Here is a 21,380-nt window from a genome sequence, read left to right as displayed (position 1 = left end):
CAAAGCGCTAAGTATGCGCCTTTTCCATTATGTCGTGATTCTTACTCAGAATCATCGGCAAATATACGAATAATGTTTGAAAGAACAAAAGTTGTTAGCAAAAAATCCTCTTTGAGGGATAAAAATCATCAAATTCCTCCATCTCTGAGGGATTTTTCTGTATTTAACCACGCTATGCGAAATTTTTATTGTACTTTTGCACCCGTGCTTGGAAAAGCAACAAATAAAACAGAAGAGTAAACGATATGGCAGAAAAGAATAGCATACCCCAATTCGTGAATAGCGAATCTATTATGTCGGATAGCAACTATGTGAAGTGGCTCTCCGATTTGAAAGGTCGTATTCGCATCGCCCAACTCAAAGCGGCTATCAAAGTTAATGAAGAGTTGCACAAGCTTTATTGGAGTTTGGGAGAAGACATTTGTAACAAGCAAAAGCTATATAAGTGGGGCACTAATTTTATAAAACAGCTTAGTTTGGACTTGCGTTCTGCATTTCCAAATGTAGAAGGATTTTCTTGGTCAAATCTTTATAAAATACGCAAGTGGTATCTCTTCTATTCTTCGCAAAATGAATTTTTGTACCAAGCTGGTACAAAATTAGAAACCTTAGAAAGTACTAGCGTTCCTATGCCTGCAATTTTGCTTCGTGTACCCTGGAGGCATCAGACTGTCATTGTCTCAAAATGAAAGAGCAATCCGCAAAGAATTCCACTAGCAATAACAACGATTAAGAAAGCATAAACAGAATATGGTTTTAAATTACATTTGGATAGCATTTTTCGTGATTGCGTTCATCTTCGCACTCATCGGATTGGCTATGGGAGATACGACTATCTTCCAGAAGATTGTAGATTCCACCTTCGATTCTTCCAAGAATGCCTTCGAGATTTCTCTCGGACTGACGGGCGTGCTCGCCCTCTGGCTTGGCATCATGAAGATTGGAGAGAAGGCGGGAGTAGTGAATGTGTTGGCCCGAGCACTCAGCCCGGTCTTCACCCGTCTCTTCCCTGATATTCCGAAGAACCATCCGGTGATGGGAAGCATCTTCATGAACATCGCTTCGAATATGCTGGGACTCGATAATGCAGCAACACCTACAGGATTGAAGGCGATGCAGCAGATGCAGGAACTCAACACGAAGAAGGATACGGCAACGAACCCGATGATCATGTTCCTGGTTCTGAACACCTCTGGACTCACCATCATCCCTACCACCATCCTCGCCTTCCGTGCCTCCTACGGAGCAGCCCAGCCTACGGATGTCTTCATCCCTATCCTGATGGCTACGCTCGTGGCTACGCTTGCCGGAATCATCATCACTTCGCTCTGGCAGCGCATCAACATCCTGCAGCCGGTATTGCTCGCTACTCTGTTGGGAATGTGCGCCTTCGTAGGCATCATCATCTGGGGATTCGGACAGATGGACAAGGATACGATGAACACGGTTACCACCTTGGCTTCTAACATGATTCTCCTGGGCATCATCCTCTGCTTCATCCTGGCTGGTTTCTGGAAGAAGGTGAATGTATATGATGCATTTATCGAGGGAGCGAAGGAAGGTTTTACTACTGCGGTGAAGATTATCCCTTATCTCGTAGCTATCCTTGTGGGCATCGGCGTGTTCCGTGCTTCGGGAGCGATGGATATGGTGATTCAAGGCATTTCGTGGTCGGTAGAACAATGCGGCTTGAATGCCGATTTCGTAGGCGCCCTGCCTACCGCCATCATGAAACCGCTGTCGGGAAGTGGTGCACGAGGCATGATGCTGGAGGCGATGAAGAACTATGGTCCTGATTCGTTTGTGGGCAGATTGAGCTGCATCTTCCAGGGTTCCACCGATACCACCTTCTATATATTGGCAGTATATTTCGGAAGCGTAAGCATCAGGAATACCCGCCACGCCGTGGCTTGCGGCTTGCTCGCCGATTTGGCAGGAGTCATCGCAGCAATCGCTATAGCATATTTATTCTTCGGATAATAAAAAACAAATTAATATGGCAAACCTCAAAAGTTTAGCAAAGGATACCGCCATCTATGGTTTGAGCAGTATCATCGGCAGATTCCTCAACTATCTGCTTGTACCACTCTATACGGCAAAGATCAGCGCCGCCAGTGGTGGTTATGGTGTCATCACCAACATGTACGCCTATACGGCGTTACTCCTCGTTATCCTGACCTACGGAATGGAGACCACCTTCTTCCGTTTCGTCAACAAGGAGGGAGAAAACTCAGAAAAGGTTTATCACACAGTATTGAGCATGGTGGGCTTCACTTCCCTACTCTTCATCGCCCTGGTATTCCTCTTCATCACGCCTTTGAGCGATGCGATGGGCTACGCCGACCATCCGGCTTATGTATGGACCATGTTCGTAACCGTGGCTATTGATGCCTTCCAGTGCATCCCGTTCGCTTACCTCAGATACAAGAAGCGCCCATTGAAGTTTGCTGCCTTCAAGTTACTCTTCATCGGTCTGAACATTGCGCTCAACCTGGTTTACTACGTCATCATGGATGGTCACGATGTGGGCTATGCTTTCTACATCAACCTGGTTTGTACCGCCTCCATCACCTTCTGTTTCTACAAGGAACTGAAGGAAGGATTCATGGGCGAGAAATGCTCCTGGAGTGAATGTAAGGTGCTCGTCAGGAAGATGCTGGGCTACAGCTGGCCTATCCTCGTGCTCGGTATTGCCGGTATTCTGAACCAGACAGCCGACAAGATTCTCTTCCCTTACATCTATGAGAAGGGCGATGCTCATGCGCAACTCGGAATCTACGGAGCAGCCAGCAAGATTGCGATGATCATGGCGATGATTACCCAGGCTTTCCGCTATGCTTACGAGCCATTCGTATTCGGCAAGGCAAAGGATAAGGACAATCGACAGACTTACGCTTCAGCGATGAAGTATTTCGTCATCTTCACTCTGCTCGCCTTCCTGGTAGTAGTAGGTTATCTGGATGTATTACGCCATATCATCGGTCGCGACTACTGGGATGGTTTGAAGGTAGTGCCTATCGTAATGGCTGCCGAAATCATGATGGGAGTATATTTCAACCTCAGTTTCTGGTACAAGCTCATCGACAAGACCATCTGGGGTGCTTACTTCTCGGGCATCGGTTGCCTGGTATTGATTGCCATCAACGTTATCTTCGTACCAGTTTATGGCTACATTGCCTGTGCCTGGGCTGGTTTCGCTGGATATGGAACAGCCATGATTCTCTCCTACTTCGTGGGTCAGAAGAAGTATCCTATCAACTATCCGGTGAAGGAGATTATGATTTATGTGGTTCTCGCCCTCATCCTCTTCGCAGGAATGACCGAGGCAAACAAATACTTCTCTACAGCCATCGCTTGCCTCATCAATACGGTACTCATCCTCATCTTCGCCGCTTATCTCGTGAAGAAGGATTTCCCATTGAAGAGTCTGCCGGTAGTGGGAAAATACTTTAGAAAGTAAAGCATCTTATGAAGTTATAAGAAGCGAAATGATGAGGAATCAACTCATAAACAGATTAAGTGTAAACGATATTTATTCTCTTTGCCTTCAGACGCAAGGCAAAGAGAATAATTGTTTAAAGGAAGAGCTTTACCAACTCACCTTCGATGAAAACGACCGTGTATCGTTCAATGCGCTTTGGGCTTTAACCCATTTCGATGAAGCCAACAACCCTTGGCTCTTTCAGAAGCATGACGAACTGATAGATAGGGTTCTCGTAGAGAAGAATGAGACCAAGCGCCGCCTGATGCTCCATCTTCTTCTCCGTCAGCCTTTCGAGGAAGAATCACTCCGTTCCGATTTCATCGATTTCTGCATCGCCAAGATTACCGCCTGTTCCCAGCCCTACGCCATCCGCTGCTACTGCATGAAGCTCGCCTACGAGCAGATGAAGTACTATCCCGAACTCCTTGAAGAATTAAGAATGGCTCTGGAGATGCTGGAGCAAGAGGTTCTATCACCAGGAATGTTATCGGCAAAAAGGCAAATTATGAAGAAAATCAAGCGAAGCCTTGGAAAATTCGGGAAATAGTCGTAACTTTGCAAACGTAATATTCTAACAATATAATACATAAATGGATGGAGATACAACTGAACGATTATCACAAGAAAGTCAATGCCTTGAAGATGGCTTCAATGGCTTATTGGCGAGAGCATCCGCTTTCGCTGGAGGAGTGCTTAGCTCAATTCAAGCGCTTGCGGGAACAACGGCTTGCAAGGGAGTCCAAATTGCAAGGTTAAATATCAAGCATTACATCTATGAATAAAGATAATATCAACGAGTTCGCATCCTTCGATGAATATCTTCGACAAGGAGAGCCTTTGCAGAAGGAAAGGGCCGAGAACTGGAAGACGGCTATCGGATTGCAGGCTGTAGATGGGCTGCAACCATCGGCGTATCTCATAGATGTGGCTAAACGAAATATCGAAGGGGAAATCACTCTGGATGAAACCAGAAAACTGATTGACTCTTACTATCAGAGCAAGACGGTCCGTACACCTAAGGATGAAGACGAGGAAGAGGCAGATAAGGTTTCTGCCAACATCGCGAAGATTCTCGCCAGCAAGACCTTTGCCTTCAATACCAACGGTTATGTCTCCCTGCATCGAAGAATATTCGAGGGAGTATTCAAGCACGCAGGAGAAATCCGCCAATACGATATTTCCAAGAAAGAATGGGTGCTCGAAGGAGATTCCGTAAACTACCTGAATTGGGAAGACTTGCGAAGAGCCTTGGATTGGGATATTGAACAGGAGAAGAACTTCTCATACAAAGGTCTGACGGATGATGAGAAGATTGAGCATATTGCCAAATTCATTTCAGGTTTCTGGCAAATCCATGCTTTCAGAGAGGGAAACACCCGAACCACGGCGATCTTCACCATCCAATATCTCCGTTCGTTAGGATATGAAGTGAACAACGAAATGTTTGCCAAGCATTCCTGGTATTTCCGCAATGCCCTGGTTCGTGCCAACTATCGAAACATTCAGAAAGGCATAGATTATTCTCCTATCTACCTGGTTCGTTTCTTCAGGAACTTACTCCTAAAAGATAGCTGGGTGCTCAAAAACAGATACTTGCATATAGATCCTACAGATGAATGGAAGGTACAGCCAAGACTTGCTACCCCACAAGTACCCCATACGCCTCATCAAAAGGTGGACAGAAAAGGTGGACAGAAAACAGAAAAGGTGGGCAGAAAAGGTGGACAGAAAACCAAAGACTCTATCCTTTCCCTTATCGCATCCGACCCATTTGTCACCACCAATGAGATGAGTAAACAATTGCAAATCAACCGAAGTGCCATCTCTAAACATATAAAGAAACTGAAAGAAGAACACATAATAGAACGAATAGGACCAGACAAGGGAGGGAAATGGATCATCAAAAAATAAGAAACACTTTTTTATGGCGCAAAGATAGCACTAATTTTTCACTTATACAAGAAAAACTCGCTACTTTTATAACCTTTTTCATGTATAAGTGAAAAACATTGCGTTTTTATCGAATATTTCTAGTATAAGTGAAAGAAATAACTCTAAAAAGGAAACTTTAATGGAATTTTTCGCTTTTTTCTGTTCTACTTGATGTTATCTCGCAGAAAAATCGTAACTTTGCAAATCATATAACAACAACACAAAGAATAAAATGAAGAAAAAAGCAACGGTCCTTATCGCCTCTATCATGGCGTTCTGCGGAATCAATACCGCACACGCTGACGAGGGAATGTGGACGATTTACAACTTGCCAAACGCTGTGTATGAGATGATGCAGCGCGAAGGCTTCAGTATGACTTACGACCAGCTCTACAACGGCGAGAACGCCTTGAAGAACGCTGTGGTTAACTTCTCTGGCTATTGCTCAGGCGTAGTCGTTTCTCCAGACGGTCTGGTATTTACCAACCACCATTGCGGTTTCGAGGCTATCAGAAGCCACTCTACCGTAGAGCACGACTATATGCTCAACGGTTTCTTTGCTAAATCTTACGCAGAGGAATTGCCTAACGAGAATATGTTCGTCAGCTTTATGGTTGAACAGAAAGATGTAACCGATAAGGTGATGAGCCTCGGATACGAGAAACTCGACAACAAGAAGCGCGATGAACTCATCGATTCTCTGGAGAACGAGATGACTACGGAGGTGAAGAAGAACGATTCTACCCTTCATATCACCGTTCAGCCATTCTACGAGGGCAACAAGTGGTACGCTACTACCTATCGCGACTTCACCGACCTGCGTCTGGTTTTCACCGTACCAAAGTCTATGGGTAAGTTTGGTGGCGATACAGACAACTGGATGTGGCCTCGCCAGACCTGCGACTTCTCTGTATTCCGCATCTATGCCGACCCTAAGACCAATGGTCCTGCTGCCTACAGCAAGGATAATGTGCCTTATCATCCTAAGCGTTGGGCACAGGTTTCTCTCCAGGGTTACAAGGATGGCGACTATGCGATGACCATGGGTTACCCAGGCAGCACAGAGCGCTATCTTTCAAGCTACGGAATCCAGACCATGCGCGATGCAGAGAATGCGCCTCGTGCCCAGGTTCGTGGCGTAAAGCAGGAGGTGATGCAGAAGCACATGCGTGCCGACGAGGCTGTGCGCATCAAGTATGACAGCAAGTACGCCCAGAGCTCCAATTACTGGAAGAATGCCATCGGTATGAACAAGTGTATCGACTCTATCGGCATCGTGAATCTGAAGCGTGAGTACGAAACCCGTCTCCGTGCTTGGCAGGATACAGCCAAGGCAGCCAACGACCTCGCCCACAAGGTAGATTTCGACAAGCTCGCCAAGCTCTACAAGGAGAGCGCAGACGTGAAGTATGCCTGGACCAACTTCTCTGAATCTTTCACAAGAAGAAGCAACATCGAGTTCTCTACCCGTGCCATCAAGCTCCAGACCAACATGGAGGTGAAGGGTCCTGAGAAGAACAAGAAGAAGAAGCAGTATCATGAGTTTGAAGATAACTCTGCAGAATGGGATATGGCGCTCGATAAGGAGGTGCTCGCTACCCTCTTGAAGAATTACAAGGAGCACGTAGACAGCAAGTGGTTGCCTAAGTTCTACAAGACCATCGATGCTGAGTTTGGCGGCAACTACGCCAAGTATGTGGATTATCTCTGGGAGAAGTCGCTCATCATGAAGAAGGGTGCTAAGCTCTACTTCAACAAGAAGGGATATGAGAAGGATCCAGGCGTCATCTTCGGTATGGATCTGAACGATGTATATGGTGATTTCGCTGCTCAGATGGGCAGCATCAACGATAGCATCGCCGAGCAGGAGAAGTATCTCTGTGCTGCCAAGCTCCGTATGGAGGAAGACATGCCTCACTACAGCGACGCCAACTTCACCATGCGATTGAGCTATGGTCAGGTAGGCGGTTTCGACCTCGGTGGCAAGCCATCAGGCTATTATACCACAGCCGAGAGTATCGTTGAGAAGATGAAGCAGGGCGATAAGATAATCGATTACTACGCTGAGCCTATCATGCACGAGCTTCTCTCTGAGAAGGATTTCGGCAAGTATCAGGATAAGACGACTGGCAAGATGCAGCTCTGCTTCCTCACCAACAACGATATTACCGGTGGTAATTCTGGTAGCCCAATGTTCAACGGCAAGGGTGAGTTGATTGGTCTTGCCTTCGATGGCAACTGGGACAGCCTCAGCTCTGACATCAACTTCGACAAGCGCCTGGCTCGCTGCATTGGTGTGGATATTCGCTACGTGCTCTACCTGATGGATAAGTGGGGACACGCAGACCGCCTCTTGAAGGAGATCAATGCGAAGTAAATCCTATCTCTGAATCAACAGAGATGATAATAAAGGTTTATCCTGGGATAAAGATTAATCCCAGGATGATATAAAAAGAGCGGAAAATCAGCTGTTAACTGTTAACCCTGTTAACTCCTGGCTTTCCGCTCTTGTTTTATTTAGTCTTCCTATTCTTGTTATCTTGCTGATTTTCAGCTTATTTTTATCTTACAGATTCGCAACTTACAGAATTCCTATTAATATTGCGAGATATTATTCAGCTCCTTCAATGAAACCTGACGAGGCTTCTCGACAAGTTTCTTTTTCAATTCATCCACCGTTATTTCTGCAGATGGATTGAAAGAAGCAGAGCGCATATAATCAATTACACTCTGATAGAAAGCCTTGCCTTCCGGATATTTGGCTGCCTTCTCCAAATCACTCATGCAGACGAGAAGCTTTCCGGCTCCCACCTTCCATTCCATTACCAAGCCCAACTTATGATTCCGCTCGATATTATCTATCACCTGAACTATCGGGCGATAATCCTTGGCGAAGTTGTCAAGCACCAGCGGATGCGATTCCTTAATAACCGGGAACCATTGCCAGTTGGTGTGCATTTCCGTAGGGAATCCCTTGAATATCGGATGTTCCGGATTCGTCAGAATGCCCAGGGTTCCTGGAGAAACCTTCTTCTTGTTGTTCTCGCAGATGGTCTTGAACATGCGATAATTCCAGTAATCGGTCTGGAAGAGTCCGCCCACTGTATAAGGCGTGGCATTATCTGCCTGCGAAAGCGTATCATCGGCAGCCACAAAAAGACTGGAAGCCGTAGGCATCCAAAGCACCTTTCCACCATTTTCCAAGACTTTCACTACTTCCTGGTTCAAATCTCTGGCAATGATGACGCCCTTCTTTTCCAACGTCTTCTTCGGATAAATCCAAAATTCGTAGGAGTTTCTTGCCTCTGTTCCTTCAATGTTTAATGTAAGAAGCAGCTTGGTAGGTTTCTGCACGTGGAAAACACCATTCAGTTCACCCACATCCACCAAACCTTCATCGTATGAAAAGATGTTCAATACTCCCTCATCCTCAGCCATCAAGTCACCCACATTCTTTCTCACTTCACCATCCTTGGTACTGAAAGTTCCATCATCCATACAGAACAATCCGTTCTCGGCAGCCAGATGCCATTTCAGTTTCTTGCCCTTCAGCGAAGAACCGCCATAATTGGCTACCTTTACCTTAGCCAGAATCTTCTCGCCATCCTCGAAGCAGAACTTCTTCATTTCCAGCAGAGGAACCACAGGCGAGCACCACTGGCGCCATTCCTCGGGCGTAGTGATTCCCTTGCTCTCCATAAACGCATCCAGGATGCCTACGAAAGCACTTCCCTGACCGGAATAATCCTGAATATCGAGCAGTTGAAAGCCCGCCATATTCCGGGTTCTCAAATCCATCTCTATATCGGCTTTATAGAGTTTCACGCTCCATAAGCCCGAAGCCTTGTGGAAATCATCTGCCTGCGAAAGCATTCCGGCTGCAGCCAGCCTGCGGCGGAACACTTCAAAGTTATAAGGATGAAGCACTCCGGTGTATTTCTTCATCTCCCGATAATCAGGATAGGTCTGAAACTGGCCTGTTTCGTGAGAGATGATTGGGATTCCGGCTTTATCGCAAGCCTCATCAAAATTCATCGTAGAATTAGGATGGAAATGATTGATCATTCCTCCATCGTAGGCGTCGGCAAACGAGAAGGAACCACGGGTATGAGTATTGTATTTGCCCCATCCCTCGCCTCCGATGCGGCAAGTGGTGAAGTAATCCATTCCTTCTTTTATTCCCTGATAACCGAGATAGTAATTGCTTCCGAAGGTATAGTATTTTTCTGGCGCAATCTTGCGGAAATCATCCACAAACTCCTTCATCTTGTCGATGTCGCCCCAGAGTTCATTCCCCAGCGCCATCATTCTGAAAGATGGATGATGACCATATTCTCTGAGGATATTTTCGCCTTCCTGATGCAGGAACGCCATCAGCCTTTCATCCTTCTTATCGAAAGAACCCCAGAAAGGAAGCTCCGGCTGGAGATAGATTCCCAGACTGTCCGCAGCCACGAAAGCCGCCTCCGGTGGGCACCAGGAATGAAAGCGCACATGGTTGATTCCATACTCCTTGCAGGTTCCGAGATACTTCATCCAGCCTTCCACGCTCATCTCCACATGTCCCGTCAGCGGCCATACAGCCGCATCGTGCTTGCCACGAAGGAATATCCTATGGCCATTGGCGTAAAAGTGGGCGCCCTCAATATGGAAATCCTTGGCGAAATCAGGCATCTGAAGGGTGGAAGGAGAAGCTACAGAACGGCTAGGGATTGCTCCTGTTAGAGTTTCTGCAGATTTGCTCTCTACAGAGCTGGCTAGCTGGAGTTCTATCCTTCCGATAATTCCATTCCAGTTGGTCTGCGTATCTTCCGTATAAGCATGGCTGGAACCGTAAACCTGCTCAGGCACACTTCTTCCATTATCCACCACGATTTCCAGGAAATGCTTGCCCGGCTTCACCTTCTTGGGCAGAAGATAGCGCTGAGGAGTAGAGATGAAGTTGCAGGAGTCCACCAGTTCTCCATCCACATACACCCATGTCGGGCGGGTACGCTCCAGGAAGAGTTCTACCGGCTTCTTCTTCCAATCCTTCGGGATATTGATGGTTCTGGAATATCTAGCAGCTCCTTTATAGGCATAGAGTCTCGTAAGATGCGTTGTTTCCATCGTATCTTTCGGAGCGAATCCCAGATGGTTCGTATCGATGGTACCAGGAAGGATGGCACGCTTCACCTCACCCTGCGAGGCATGCTTACTCTTGACGAAAGCACTACCGCTCTTTCCCAACTCCACATTCCATTCACCAGCGAGCGAAATGCTCTGTGCTTGCAAGCCCAGACTTACCAGTCCCAGACAAGCGATAAGAATAGTTTTCTTCATTAACTTATAATTGTCTAATAGTTCATACCAAAAGCCCAGAGTGGAATAACATTACCCATGCCTGTCTCTATATCATCCTTCACAACATATCCCTCTTTTGCCTCAGAAATCTGCTTCTGACCTTTCTTTTTACCACCAATCTCAAAAGTCTTGTCTTCTATCATGAAATCAGAGATTGGAGAATTGAAGACAGCATGATTCACACGCATCTGATTAAAAAAGAAAGTCTCTCGTTGATTGCCAATATCAGGCACCGAAGAAGAGAGAGCAAAGGAGAGGTTGGTATTATCAAGATACACCTTTTCTACCTTGCCCAAACCACGCACACCTTCTGTGGACTCGTGAAGTTGGGCTATCAAACCTGCACGCTCCATAAGTTCGAAGTAATCGGGCAGATTATTGCGATCTACCTTGATAGTTGTAGCAATGGTACTCATGTTTGGCTTGAAAGGCACACTATCAGCTATTACCTGCATCAGTTCCTTCAATTTTCTGGACACCATCACCGTATAATTGGCATATTGTGGAATATCCGTCTCCAAAGTCATACTCACTACTTGATTCAGTCGCATCCGATAGCCCTCATCCTTAGAAAAAGGATAGTAGCCCTTGCACAGATATTCATTAAACAATGCCAACGGATGCTCAATCTCCTCCGGCAAAACGACTTCATTGTTTACGATTTGTTCCAATGTAGAGACAGGAATGTCTATGCCCTTTTCCATACCGATGTATTCGCGAAAAGACAAACCTTGCATCGTAAAGACCAGTACTCGTCGACTTAAATCTGCTGTACCTTTATAAATATCAAGCACAGAAGAACCGGTAAAAACCACCTGCAAGGTTGGCAGATTATCGTATATCATTTTAAGTTCTGTAGCCCATCCCTTATATTTATGTATTTCATCGATAAAAAGATGCTTGCCTCCAAGTTGGCTAAACTTCATTGCAGTTTCAAAGAGAGTATGATTAGCGAAATAGATGGATTCCGCACTCACGTAGAGTGTGTCTTTTATCTGAAGATTCAATTTGATATACTGCAAAAGAAGTGTTGTCTTGCCGACTCCACGAGGTCCAACAAGAGCCGTCATCCGATTCGACCAAGGAATCTGATGATACATATATCGTAGGTATCGAGTATCGGTACGCTTGATAAGATTGTCTGAAAGTTGCTTCAATAATTCCATATTTCTTGCCTTATTTGATGTTTACGGCTGCAAATATACAAAAATTGCGGTAAAAACACCGCAATTTACCAAAGAAATAGCTGTATTCTTACCGCAAAATATGAATATTGCATCAAAACATCCCTTTTGATGCAGGCTTTCATCTTATTATAAATCGCTGCCTAAATTACTTCTTCTTAGGTCTGCGACGAGCCCAGCCTTCTTCCTCGAAGTTTGGTTCCTCACCCTTGAACTTCACGTTGTCGTTGTTCTGGAAGAACTGACGCCAATCGCCTGTATCCTCCTGAGAGCGAGACTTTCTGCCGCCACGAGATTCGCCACGGCTTCCACGTCCTCCCTTTCCACGAGAATCACGAGAGTCTCTTGCATCATCAGAAGAACCTCTGCGGCTGCGTCCGCCTCTTTCTGAAGAACGGCCGCCACGGCTCTCAGCATCACGTCCGCCACGGGCTGCTCTGCCATGACCTTCCTCATCAGCATCGTTACATCTTACGGTTCTGCCCTTGTACTCAGTACCGTTCAATGCCTTCATCACGCGCTTCGCATCCTCCTCAGGCACCTCGATGTAGGCAAACTTACTCAGCAGGTCGATGTGACCCACCTCCTGACGACCCTTCACGTGCTTGTTCAGATACTGCATGATTTCGCCCGGATAGAAACCATCCGCCTTACCCAGGTTGATGAACAGGCGCTTGAAACCAGCCTCAGTCTCATGCTTTCTGCGACCATTGGAAACCTTGCCACGGCCTTCGCCACGATTTCCACGACCCTCACCGCCACGGGAACCCTTGCCGGTCTCAGGCTTGATAATCTCAGGAGCATTCTTATAGTAATCGAGGAACTTACCGAAGGTGATGGTTACCATCTTCTTGATGATGTCCTCCTTGTCGATGTACTCAAACTGGCGGTTGATTTCAGCCATGTATGGTTCAATCTGATCCTCGTCCACATCGGTCTTCATAATGTCGTCCATGGTCTTGAAGAGCTGCTTCTTGCAGATTTCCTCTGGAGTTGGCAAAACGCCGTCCACGAACTCCTTGCCAATCTGCTTCTCAATCTGGCGAACCTTGAACTTCTCTCTGGTATGGATGATAGAGATGGATGTTCCCTTCTTTCCGGCACGACCCGTACGACCGCTTCGGTGGGTGTAGCTAGCCACATCATCAGGCAAACCGTAGTTGATAACGTGAGTCAGATCCTCTACGTCCAGACCACGGGCAGCCACATCGGTAGCCACCAGGAACTGAACGGTATGGTTGCGGAACTTCTGCATGGTGAGGTCACGCTGCTGCTGACTCAAGTCGCCGTGCAGTGCCTCTGCATTATAACCGTCCTTAATCAGCTTATCTGCAATATCCTGAGTCTCCAGCTTGGTGCGGCAGAAGATAATTGCAAAGATGCGCGGATAGAAATCCACCACACGCTTTAGGGCGAGATACTTGTCCTTGGCATTTACCAGATAGTAGATGTGGTTTACATGCTCAGCACCCTCATTGCGCGAACCCACTACGATTTCCTTGTGGTCGTGCAGATAGTTGAGGGCAATCTTCTCGATGTCCTTGCTCATGGTAGCCGAGAAGAGCAGAGTGTTTCTATCTTCCGGCACGTTCTCGAAGATGGCATTGATGCTCTCAGAGAAGCCCATGTTCAGCATCTCGTCAGCCTCATCAAGCACCACGTTGTTCACGTTCTCCAACTGAGCCACGCCACGATTAATCAAATCGAGCAGACGACCAGGGGTAGCCACGATAATCTGCACACCATGCTTCAGGGTGCGAATCTGGCTTCCGATGTCGGTACCGCCATAAACAGCGACAATATGCAAACCGTTGATGTACTTGGCAAAACTGTTCAAATCGTCTGCTATCTGGAGGCAGAGCTCACGTGTAGGACTGAGGATGATAGCCTGTGTCTGCTTGCTGCTGGCATCAGTTTTCTGGATAACCGGAATACCGTAAGATGCAGTCTTACCCGTACCGGTCTGCGCCAACGCAATCACGTCGTTCTTATTACCAAGCAAATATGGGATTACTTCTTCCTGAACTGGCATTGGATTTTCAAATCCAAGCTCTTCGATGGCACGGCGAATCTCCTCGCTCACGCCCAATTCTTCAAATGTCTTCAAATCTTTTTAACCTTAATTCATTATAATCAAAATGGAAGGCCGAATTCACCCTCCCAGCCATGAATTAGGGTGCAAAATCCTTCCGAAACGCTTGCGGCAATCGTACGTATTTATTAAGATTGCCTAAATTCGGGTGCAAAGATACGAAAAAAATGTGACTTTCTTGCTTTTTTTGCGCAGAAATCATTATCTTTGCATTATCTTTACAGATAATTCGGACGACATTTCATGCCGAACGACTAACAAATAGATATAATAACCCGAGAAATAACGACATCGCATCACAACGAATATCGATTATAACCTCGAATAACAAAGAATCGAAAGATATGAAAAAGGTAATTTTCACCCAAGAATGGATGACAATGCATCCATACGAGAAACCAAATGAAGTAGATCAGTACTATACAGAACTGGCTAACGAAATATACCATGCCCTCGATGAGGCGTGCTTCACCCACCAGTTTAAGAACGTGGAAGAAGCCAAGCAGCTTGCACTCAGCATCGCCGGCTACTTTGAGGACGTCATCTCAGGTACCTGCATCTGGAAGACCTTTACTGCAGAATGCAAGAAGCGCTATGGCACTTACATTCCTTTCTACGAGAACGAGAAGGAATTTATCCAGAATACGCTGAACGATGATGAGTCTCCATACGATCCTGACGAAATCAACTATGCAGACATCAAGTTCCTGTGCTGGCACCATTACCAGCAGAGCAGTTATGTGCAGGAACCTGTACCATTCCTGTTTAGCACCCTGGAGCTGGCAGCCAAGATGGCTTATAATGTGCTCGACAAGGAATACGAGACAGCGCCGGAGAACGAGCGTCTCTACGATTTCCTTTGCGAATTGCCAACCGATGAAGACAAGTTCTATGAATATCGCGATGCCTTAGCCTGGTTCCACTATGGCTGCTTCTTCAACGTGGGAAACCGCTTCCGCCTTCAGATGGAGCTGGAGCGCCTCGCCCACTCTCCACAGGGCTTCAATGATGTCATCGCCTACTCTATCCAGATAGAGCATACGATGAACAGCCGCAACAACCTCCTCGCCCTCACCTCTGCCGAATGGCTTGCCAAGGTGAGCGAACATCATCCTGCCCACAAACTCTGGACAGAAATCGACTACAAGGGCACCCGTGCCTTCAAGATGATCAAGGAGGATGAGAACTTCTTCTATCTGAAGGATTTGTATGATGCTTCTGAGAAAGATGCTTCTGATAAGGATGCTGAGGAAGAGAAGTTATATAGAGTTCGAAAGGATTCTACCAATATCGAAGATGCCAGCGCATTCCTCAGTGGCGAGCAGCTGATGGTTACCAATCTCTTCTACTTCGGTGGCGACTGGTGGCAGACGGGTGCTTTGCTGAACCCAAACTACGAGGAGAACAAGGAGCAGATTGAGGCAGAGAAGGCTCAGGTGAACCACGAGCAGCCTATCAACGATTACAACCTGCTCAAGGCAAAGGGCTACGGTGATAAGTTCATCTTCCTGGAGGATGTCAAGACCTTGAAGAGTTTCCTAAAGGAAGTTGGTTTCGAATTACCAGCCAACATCAAGTTCCCTCCAAAGTACGAGAAGGGAATCATCGTTTGCGGAAGTCCATATACCGGAATCAATATCTGCTTCGGTATGGCCCACTGCATCGCATCGCCTGAGAATCCATATTACAACGCTGAGCATGCAGAGCTCGACAGCTTCAATATCATCTCTGGCTTGGGCCGTCCATTCCCTTACGAGATTGTGTGCAAGCTGATAGAAAACAATATGTTGCCTGATGCCAACCTCTTCACCAGCAAATATGTAAGAGAAATCGGTTTGAAGGTTACCCAGGCTTACATCCAGTTCCTTGCCGATTACTATCTGATGGGCAGAAAGGACAAGGATCTATCGCCTGCTGAATTATGGTAAAATCATATTGAAAAGAGCGGAAAAACAACTGTTAACTGTTAACTCTGTTAACCCCCGGTTGTTCTTCCGCTCTTTTATATTCTAGTATTTTCTCAGTTAGTTATTTCAAAATCACTAATTTAAAAATTGCTTGCAATAAAGAAATACTACAGCATAAAAACCATGTTATTCTACTTTGAACAAATCATCCAGCACCACCTCGTTCTGAATGTTTTGCCAACCGGCATTATGCTCCACACCATACGAAGTTATCATCGTTAGATGGAGAGTCTTCTTCGTTCCTGTAGCTTGCTTGAACAACTCCCTGCGCTTGATTAACCAAGCCGCATAATCGGGAGTGATGGAATAAGGATGATTCACGAATTTCATCTCACAGAGATTAATCGTCTTGTCTCCCCTATCAATTATCAAGTCAATCTGTGCCCCAGGTTGCTTATTACCCTCTGCATCCGTAAAAGCACGGCACGACCACGTGCAGATATTCGACAGAATACCACCGATTCCCAACTTCCTCTTGATTTGAGGAATATGATGCAGACAAACCTGCTCGAAAGCATAGCCCTCCCAACTGGAAATATCCATCTGGCGATGACTCCAATAATGCTCATCCTCACCATGATAGTTCTTCACATACTTCAGATAGAAAAGCGAATACAGGTCGGTCAACTGATACATGAAATCCCTATCCATCTTGCCAAAAGCCGAATATTTGCGGATGAAATCACAGTTGCATAAGTCAGAGAGCACGGTAGAAACATACCCGGAATCCTCCACCTTCAGCTCCTCTATCAACTCAGGGCGAGTCATTCCCTTCAGTTTCTTAGCCAAAGCCTCCACCACCCTTCTATAGAGCGTGGATTCCTTGAAGAGCGATTTGAAGAGAAAGCCATATTCGCTTCTCAAAGGGGCACTGGATGAGAAGAAGAGTTCATCGATATTCTGCGCCACGCTCAGCGAACGATTCAGCATATTGAGATAAAAAGGGGTTCCACCTATCGCCATATACAACTCGGCTATCTGGAAGCGCTCCATCGAGAATCCTCTTGAAACCAGAAACTCCTCCGTCTCTGCCAGATTGAACGGACGGAGATAGATGGAGCGAGTCACACGATTGTGCAAACCGCCCTTGTTGCCCAGCAAGGTATTCGTCATCCAGGTGGTTGCCGAACCACAAACTATCAGTTTCAGATTGTCCTGCTTCGAAGCCCACTCGTTCCAAAACAGTTCGAAAGCCTTGAGAAAGCGAGAATAACGGGTATCCAGCCAAGGCATTTCATCAAAGAACAAGAGTACTGGTTTTTCCTTTTTTAATGTCTCCAGATACTTGCGAAGCATAAACAGAGCCTCCATCCAGTCTTTTGGAGTTTTCTGATCCTTATGAGAATAAAACTCCAGCTGATGGGCAAAGTTTGCCAACTGCTCCTTACGGGTACCCTCATAGATACCCGTCATATAAAAGTCGTACTTATCGCCAAAGAACTTGTCGATAAGATAGGTCTTACCGATACGTCTTCTGCCATAAACAGCCACGAACTCCGCCCTAGGAGATTCGTAAATCTCCTGCAACAGAGCCATCTCACGCTGTCTTCCTATAATTCCATTAAAAGTACCCATACTTGCAAACTTTATATTTTGTTGGGTGCAAATATACAACTTTTTCTCGGGAAACACAAGCAAAACGCAAAAGTTTACTACGCTAACGCCATTTTTTAAGGGGTTAGCGTAGTAGACTTTTGATATTTTAGAGAAGAAGGTACAGAAAAACAGCTGTTAACTGTTAACTCTGTTAACCCCTATTTCAGATTCTTATCCAGAAACTCCAGCATTTTCTCCTGCGCCTTCAAACCGCAGGAATGAGGAATTTCCCAAAGCTCCGTATCCAGCAGATTATCTGCTCCCTGACTCTTCCAAACCTTGTGCATTTCGGCGAAAGCATCCTTTACACCAGGCACAGGGAAGAGCTTGTCTTTTGTGCCGTTGATAAAGAGCATCGGCTTCGGACAGGCGAGAGAGGCGATGTGAGGATAGTCGAGATATTGCCTCAACCCTGGGATGCAATTCGCAAAACCGCCATTCTCCTTTCTTCCAAATCTTCGGGTAAGCTGAGCATCGGTGGTAATCATCCAACAGATAGAAGCACCCACCTTGATTCTATCCGATAATGCAGAGAGCATCCACGAGCGATAGGCTCCCATCGAACAGCCCACGCATCCGATACACTTCGCATCTACCATCGGCAGCGAAGCCAGGAACTCGGTACTGGAAATATCATCGTAAGTCATGAAGGCAGAGAGGTCTCTACCCAGCATCATCATGTTGCCGGCTATCAGGTCGTATTTGTTTCTGTCCACGCCCTCCTTCCGGCCTCGTTCTCCCCACATCGGCGCATCAATCGAAAGCACCACATAGCCATGCTTCGTCAGGTAATCGCCCACGTACTGCCCCTCATAAAGCTGGTTTATCCACGCATCCGCATCATCCAATATTTCCTGGTTGGCAGCCTTCTTCTTTTCAGAAATCTTCCCATCCGCATCCTGCTCTTCAGAAGCGATAAAGAAAGGGCGAATCATCTTCTCCTTTCCGATAAAGAGATGGGCACCATGGTCGTGGAGCGCCACCACGGCTGGGAATTTTCCAGCTTTCTTATTCTGAGCAGAAAGCAGCAATCCATCTTCTGCTTTCGAGTTCTTTCCATCTTCTGCTTTCGAGTTCTTTCCATCTTCTGCGTTCGAGTTCTTTCCGTATTCAGAATCCGGAATCAGGAGATAAGCCGTAATTCGGGAATAGGCGTTGATATTGAAGGCAATTTTCTGCGCTTTATATCCGTCTCTCTGTTCCTCGCCCAATACTTCCATATCCCAAGCCGCAGCCGCCTTCGGAGGCGTCATCATGCATTCGAATACCTTCGCCCTTGCCGCCTTCTTCCACTTCTTGAAGTTCTTAATCGGACTGTTTCCCCAAGCCATCGGATAGGTCAGTTCCTTCTTCAGCGTTTCTACATAGGTAGGAATCTCTCCCTGCCATTCATACTTCTCCCGCTTCTGAAGCTTTGGCTTCGAAGGGGTTTGCGCATGCGACACAGGGGGTTGTGCAAGCGACACAGGGGTCTGAGCAAGCGACACCGACGCCTGCAACAATGCTATAATACTATATGCGATAATCCTTTTCATTCTCTTGTCTTGTTTTGTTAGAAATCTATCTTCCTGTTTATAAGATTAGTTATAGTTTGCAAAATTAAGAAATTATCCGCAAAAAGAGCCTAATAATCTCGATTTTTTTGCGTACCTTTGCCTAAACATCTATAAATAACGGATAAAACATTAGCAAATAGAAGATAAAACATCAATAAATAACGGATAAAACATTATCAAATAGAAGATAAAGCAATATGAAAATAGCAGTTTTTTGTTCAGCAAATAAGAATATCGACCCCGACTTCTTCACGATGACTGAAGAGATGGGAAAGTGGATGGCTGAGAACGGCCACGACCTGGTTTTCGGCGGCTGCAACTCCGGTCTGATGGATTGCATCGGCAAGGCAGTAAAGGCGAATGGCGGCAGAACCATCGGTGTGGTTCCTACGCTTGTAGAGCGAGGCGGCAGAACCTTCCCAGACCTCGACATCGAGATTCCATGTGATAATCTCAGCGACCGCAAGGACCTGATGCTCGCCCAGAGCGACATCTTCGTAGCCCTTCCTGGCGGCGTCGGCACCCTGGATGAAATCTTCACCATCGCCGCCGCCCACACCATCGGCTACCACCACAAGATGGTGATTCTCTACAACATGAAAGGCTTTTGGAACTCCACCATCGCTCTGTTGGATGATATGGCAGAGAAAAGCATGATTCGCGGCGATTGGCGAGATGTGATTGAAGTGGCGAATAACCTGGAAGAATTGGCAAGGCTCTGCGAGGCATAAAAATCCTATATAAAGATAAAGAAAGAGCGGAAAAACAACTGTTAACTCTGTTAACCCCTGTTGTCCTTCCGCTCTTGATATTTTCTTCAAGACCATCTATCCCTTATTTTCTTTCCCCAAGAGGAAATCGGAGAGGCTCATCATCAGAATGCCTTCTTCATTATAACCCGAACGATATCTATCCCCTACGATTATCAGTTTGCGGAAGCCATCGTTTATATTCAAAAGAGAAGCCTGCTCCTGATTTACCTTCTCCTTATCCGGCAAGGCGTAAGCCGACTGGATATAGAGGCGTTCATCATGACGGTTCACCACGAAATCTATCTCAAGATTCCTACGCTGCAGTTTGCCATTCTCATCCCGCCTGAAGTTCTCCACTGACCCCACATCCACAGTATACCCCTGCTTCCGCAACTCGTTATAAACCACATTCTCCATGATATGGGTGAATTCTATCTGTCGGAAATCTACCACGGCATTTCTAATACCGATGTCCTCGAAATAATACTTGGTACCAGTACCAATGTATTTGCGCCCCTTCACATCATAGCGCAAAGCCTCGCTGATGATGAAGGAATCCTGCAGGTATTCCAAATACCTGCTGATAGTATTGCCACTTATCTCTACTCCACCAGCCGATTTAAACGTATTGGAGATTTTCAAGACATTGGTACAAGAACCTATCGTAGATGCAAGGAGACGTACCAGCTCTTTCATTCCCTCTGGATTCTTCAAGCGATTTCGATCCAATACATCTTTCAGATAAACGGTCTCATAAATCTCTCGAAGATAGTTTTGCTTGGCTGCAGGGCTTTCCATCTGCACCACAGCAGGCAATCCACCATACAGATAATAGGTTTCCAAAGCTTGTTGCATCTCACCTCCCACAACCTCGTAGTATTCAGAAAAGCTCAATGGATGAATACGGATTTCCCAACCTCGTCCTCTGAACTCTGTGATTACGTCCTTTGACAAGAACCGGGCATTGGAACCAGTTACGTACACCTCAGCATTTTCTACATGAAGATAGGAATTGAGCACATCCTCAAACTCCTTTACCATCTGAACCTCATCCAAGAGAATGTAATACTTCTCCTTGTCAACCATCTGAGCATCTATATGCTCCAGCAAAGCATCAGGGTCACGAAGTTTCTTGTTTCTACGGTCTTCAAGATTTACCTGTATGATATGGTTCTCCGCAACACCTCTTTCAAGCAAATGCTTGCGGAAGATGTTGAACAAGAGGAAAGACTTACCACATCGGCGGATGCCAGTGATAATCTTTATCATCCCATTGCCTTCGGCAGAGATAAGCTTATCTAGATATTCCTTGCGCTCAAAATACATCATTTCACTGAAAATTTTCGTGTCAAGACACATATTTTTGCAGCAAAAGTACACTTTTTACTCGACTTCACCAAGTTTTATCGTAATTTACACGGAATATTTAAGGTATTTAAACAAAGAAAGAGCGGAAAAACAACTGTTAACTGTT

The 21,380-nt window shown here is 46.1% G+C and carries 15 protein-coding genes; 9 read left to right on the top strand and 6 right to left on the bottom strand.

Annotated elements, in window-relative coordinates:
• The first annotated feature begins 245 nt into the window (after positions 1 to 245).
• From ACTQ53_RS02735 to ACTQ53_RS02705, 7 genes are all read left to right on the top strand, one after another.
• Positions 246 to 689, top strand: a complete 444-nt coding sequence (locus ACTQ53_RS02735) for a DUF1016 N-terminal domain-containing protein (protein WP_118201734.1) — start codon at positions 246 to 248, stop codon at positions 687 to 689.
• Between the two features lie 61 nt (positions 690 to 750).
• Positions 751 to 1,980, top strand: coding sequence for a nucleoside recognition domain-containing protein (locus ACTQ53_RS02730; RefSeq protein WP_089545119.1), 1,230 nt, complete (start codon positions 751 to 753; stop codon positions 1,978 to 1,980).
• A 16-nt stretch (positions 1,981 to 1,996) separates the two neighbouring features.
• Positions 1,997 to 3,460, top strand: a complete 1,464-nt coding sequence (locus ACTQ53_RS02725; protein WP_441931932.1) for an oligosaccharide flippase family protein — start codon at positions 1,997 to 1,999, stop codon at positions 3,458 to 3,460.
• Between the two features lie 28 nt (positions 3,461 to 3,488).
• Complete coding sequence (locus ACTQ53_RS02720) at positions 3,489 to 4,031, top strand: hypothetical protein (protein ID WP_441931931.1); 543 nt, start codon at positions 3,489 to 3,491, stop codon at positions 4,029 to 4,031.
• Positions 4,032 to 4,078: 47 nt separating this feature from the next.
• Positions 4,079 to 4,240 carry a hypothetical protein gene (locus ACTQ53_RS02715; RefSeq protein WP_441931929.1) on the top strand — a complete coding sequence of 54 codons (162 nt, stop codon included), beginning with the start codon at positions 4,079 to 4,081 and terminating at the stop codon, positions 4,238 to 4,240.
• 18 nt (positions 4,241 to 4,258) lie between these two features.
• Positions 4,259 to 5,395, top strand: coding sequence for a Fic family protein (locus ACTQ53_RS02710; protein ID WP_441931928.1), 1,137 nt, complete (start codon positions 4,259 to 4,261; stop codon positions 5,393 to 5,395).
• A gap of 253 nt (positions 5,396 to 5,648) precedes the next feature.
• On the top strand, positions 5,649 to 7,793 hold the full coding sequence (locus ACTQ53_RS02705) for a S46 family peptidase (RefSeq protein ID WP_441931927.1): 2,145 nt from the start codon (positions 5,649 to 5,651) through the stop codon (positions 7,791 to 7,793).
• Positions 7,794 to 8,011: 218 nt separating this feature from the next.
• On the opposite strand, the gene ACTQ53_RS02700 is transcribed toward ACTQ53_RS02705, so the two are convergent.
• The 3 genes from ACTQ53_RS02700 to ACTQ53_RS02690 form a co-directional block, all read right to left on the bottom strand.
• The gene (locus tag ACTQ53_RS02700) at positions 8,012 to 10,738 is read right to left on the bottom strand and encodes a beta-glycosidase (RefSeq protein WP_441931926.1); all 2,727 of its coding nucleotides are present in this window, start codon (positions 10,736 to 10,738) and stop codon (positions 8,012 to 8,014) included.
• A 14-nt stretch (positions 10,739 to 10,752) separates the two neighbouring features.
• Complete coding sequence (locus ACTQ53_RS02695) at positions 10,753 to 11,925, bottom strand: ATP-binding protein (protein WP_441931925.1); 1,173 nt, start codon at positions 11,923 to 11,925, stop codon at positions 10,753 to 10,755.
• Between the two features lie 166 nt (positions 11,926 to 12,091).
• Positions 12,092 to 14,050, bottom strand: coding sequence for a DEAD/DEAH box helicase (locus tag ACTQ53_RS02690; protein WP_441931924.1), 1,959 nt, complete (start codon positions 14,048 to 14,050; stop codon positions 12,092 to 12,094).
• 329 nt (positions 14,051 to 14,379) lie between these two features.
• Between ACTQ53_RS02690 and ACTQ53_RS02685 the strand changes: the two genes are divergently transcribed.
• Entirely contained in the window at positions 14,380 to 15,963 is a 1,584-nt protein-coding gene (locus ACTQ53_RS02685) for a DUF3843 family protein (RefSeq protein WP_295347747.1), read from the top strand.
• A 165-nt stretch (positions 15,964 to 16,128) separates the two neighbouring features.
• Here the strand turns inward: ACTQ53_RS02685 and ACTQ53_RS02680 are convergent, their stop codons facing one another.
• Together ACTQ53_RS02680 and ACTQ53_RS02675 are read right to left on the bottom strand one after the other, a co-directional pair.
• On the bottom strand, positions 16,129 to 17,577 hold the full coding sequence (locus ACTQ53_RS02680; RefSeq protein ID WP_441931923.1) for an AAA family ATPase: 1,449 nt from the start codon (positions 17,575 to 17,577) through the stop codon (positions 16,129 to 16,131).
• 179 nt (positions 17,578 to 17,756) lie between these two features.
• Complete coding sequence (locus tag ACTQ53_RS02675; protein ID WP_441931922.1) at positions 17,757 to 19,133, bottom strand: alpha/beta hydrolase family protein; 1,377 nt, start codon at positions 19,131 to 19,133, stop codon at positions 17,757 to 17,759.
• Between the two features lie 218 nt (positions 19,134 to 19,351).
• On the opposite strand from ACTQ53_RS02675, the gene ACTQ53_RS02670 reads away from it, so the two are divergent.
• Positions 19,352 to 19,885, top strand: coding sequence for a TIGR00730 family Rossman fold protein (locus ACTQ53_RS02670; protein ID WP_441931921.1), 534 nt, complete (start codon positions 19,352 to 19,354; stop codon positions 19,883 to 19,885).
• 96 nt (positions 19,886 to 19,981) lie between these two features.
• Here the strand turns inward: ACTQ53_RS02670 and ACTQ53_RS02665 are convergent, their stop codons facing one another.
• The gene (locus tag ACTQ53_RS02665) at positions 19,982 to 21,232 is read right to left on the bottom strand and encodes an ATP-binding protein (protein WP_441931964.1); all 1,251 of its coding nucleotides are present in this window, start codon (positions 21,230 to 21,232) and stop codon (positions 19,982 to 19,984) included.
• Between the last annotated feature and the right edge of the window lie 148 nt (positions 21,233 to 21,380).

The sequence above is a fragment of the Prevotella sp. Sow4_E9_plate genome, from assembly GCF_052116205.1.
GTDB lineage: Bacteria > Bacteroidota > Bacteroidia > Bacteroidales > Bacteroidaceae > Prevotella.
The sequence above is the reverse complement of the archived record's forward strand: the minus strand, read 5'-3'. Positions and strand labels throughout refer to the sequence as shown.